The organism is Mycobacterium sp. E136 (assembly GCF_001666865.1).
Classification (GTDB): Bacteria; Actinomycetota; Actinomycetes; order Mycobacteriales; family Mycobacteriaceae; genus Mycobacterium.
Map to the genome: position 1 here is coordinate 1 of NZ_LZJE01000311.1, position 2067 is coordinate 2067.

The 2067-nt window shown below is 69.7% G+C and carries 3 protein-coding genes and 2 pseudogenes; 2 read left to right on the forward strand and 3 right to left on the reverse strand.

Going from position 1 to position 2067, the window contains the following annotated elements; all coding sequences use genetic code 11:
• A pseudogene (locus A5698_RS29565) lies at window positions 1–323 on the reverse strand (septum formation family protein); the annotation flags it as partial.
• 89 nt (window positions 324–412) lie between these two features.
• Here A5698_RS29565 and A5698_RS20055 point away from each other — a divergent pair.
• Both A5698_RS20055 and A5698_RS29570 read left to right on the forward strand, forming a co-directional pair.
• Window positions 413–763: a metallopeptidase family protein gene (locus A5698_RS20055; RefSeq protein WP_068300391.1), complete on the forward strand. Its 351-nt coding sequence runs from the start codon at window positions 413–415 to the stop codon at window positions 761–763.
• A gap of 48 nt (window positions 764–811) precedes the next feature.
• Window positions 812–1002, forward strand: a pseudogene (locus A5698_RS29570) (hypothetical protein).
• Here A5698_RS29570 and A5698_RS20060 read toward each other — a convergent pair.
• Together A5698_RS20060 and A5698_RS20065 are read right to left on the reverse strand one after the other, a co-directional pair.
• Window positions 982–1677: a histidine phosphatase family protein gene (locus A5698_RS20060; protein ID WP_068300394.1), complete on the reverse strand. Its 696-nt coding sequence runs from the start codon at window positions 1675–1677 to the stop codon at window positions 982–984. The pseudogene A5698_RS29570 and the gene A5698_RS20060 overlap by 21 nt on opposite strands.
• The coding region (locus A5698_RS20065) for an ACT domain-containing protein (RefSeq protein ID WP_156670833.1) at window positions 1674–2067 on the reverse strand (394 nt) is incomplete at its 5' end. The genes A5698_RS20060 and A5698_RS20065, both read right to left, overlap by 4 nt.

Below are 2067 nucleotides of genomic sequence, written 5' to 3' on the forward strand. Positions count from 1 at the left end.
TTCCTGGGCGGGCCGCCCCCACCCGCTCCGGGTGCGCCGCCCTGGTGGACGTCCGCGCCCTGCTGGCCGTGGGTCGACTGCTCGTCGCTGTCGTCGCTGGAGCTGCTTCCACTACTACTACTGCTGCTGCTGCCGCTGGAGGTCTGCCCGCTGGTGACCTGCGACGAGCTCGGCGAATCGTCGTCGGTGATCGGGATCGGCGGGAAGTTCAGCCGCTCCTCGGGGATGTCCGGCGGCGGCACCGGCGGCTGCCCGTTGATCAGCAGGGGGCCCTTGGCGCTGTTGAGCAGCGTCGACCAGCCGCCGTTGCCCAGCGTCGCGCCGCTTCCGCCGCCACCCGCGCCTGCACCGCCGCCCGCGCCCGAGCAGGTTCCCCCGCCGGCGGCACCGCCACCGCCGGGTCAGTAACCGCATGGCCGTTCGGATGAGCGCGCAACGGTTCGACGAACTCGTCTCCGAGGCGCTCGATCTGATTCCGCCGAAGCTCGCCGACGCGCTGGACAATGTCGTCGTCCTCGTCGAAGCCCGCAACGACGAGGAGCCCGACCTTCTCGGGCTCTATCACGGTGTCGCGCTCACCGAACGCGATTCCTGGTACGCCGGCTCGCTGCCCGACACCATCACCATCTACCGCGAGGCGCTGCTGGAGCACTGCGACAGCGAACAGGACGTCGTCGACGAGGTCGCCATCACCGTCATCCACGAGGTCGCCCACCACTTCGGCATCGACGACGAACGGCTGCACGAACTCGGCTGGGGGTAGCCCGCGCGGCAACCACGCTTTGTCGTCCGTTGGTGCTATCAAGGGGCCATGACCGAGTGCCGAGACTGCGAGGCGGGCCTCGAGCACTGCCATGGCACCGTCATCCACCACGTTTCGTATCGGCCCGAGTGCACCGAACCCGATTGTGTGACCCCGGAAGTCGCGCACGCGTTCGTGATCGACTGCGAGCGATCGGCTGCGTCTGTACCGTTTCGGTGTCAGCCCATCGGATCGGCTGAGCGCAGCGCGTCCTCGACCGGGCGCACATCGGGCTCGGGGTAGAACGGCGGCGTCAGCGAGCCCCACTGCACGCAGCTCCAGCGGCCGTCGGTGATCGGTGCGAGCACAACGGCCTCGGTGTTGCCGAGGTGGTGGTCGAGCGCGAAGCTCCTCTCGACCCCGGCCAGCACCGAGGACACCAGCCGGATCGCTGCGCCGTGGCTGACCACCACGATGTCGCCGTGCCAGGAGTCGTCGTCGAGGTGACGCATTCGCAGTTGGGTGATGGTCGGCACGTACCGCTCCAGCACGTCGTCACCGGTCTCGCCGTTGGGCATGGGCACGTCGAGATCGCCGTCGTGCCACTTCTGGTAGATGCTCTCGAACGTCGCGATCGCTTCGTCGTCGTTGCGATCCTCCAGATCTCCCACCTGGACCTCGTGGACACCGCCGAGTTCGACGGGCGGCAGCCGCAGGGCGCCCGCGATCTCCTCGGCGGTCTGGCGAGCCCGGTGGGCCACCGAATGCGCCAGCAGCGCGGGAGCGGCAGGATGGCCGCCAATGGAGCGCGCGAACGTCCGCGCCTGCTCGCGGCCGAGGTCCGTCAGCTCCGCGCCCGGCGGTCGGGTGTCGAGGCGACGGTCGACGTTGGCCAGCGATTGTCCGTGACGCACCAGCACCAGGCGCCCGCTCAACGCTTGCCATCCCTGAGCCGCGCCAGCCAGCGGGATGCGTCGTCGAGACCGGGGGGCGCCGCGCCCGCGGCCGCTCCGGTCGGCCATGAACCGAGGAATCGCATATCCGAACAACGACGGTGCAGCGCCTTGAGTGCCTCGGCCACCGCATCGTCGTCGATGTGACCGACGCAGTCGAGGAAGAAGATGTAGGTGCCCAATTCCGTTCGGGTGGGCCGTGATTCGATGCGGGTCAGGTCGATGTCGCGCACGGCGAGCTCGGTCAGCGCCGATACGAGCGCGCCCGGGACGTTGTCGAGCCGCAGCACCACCGAGGTGCGGTCGGCGCCGGTGCGTCGCGGCGGCGGGGCCGGCGGTCCGACGAGCACGAACCTGGTGCGCGCGTTCGGT

Coding starts and splice junctions, on each gene's coding strand:
- A5698_RS20055 (WP_068300391.1), top strand. CDS start 413: ATGGCCGTTCGGATGAGCGCGCAACGGTTCGACGAACTCGTCTCCGAG.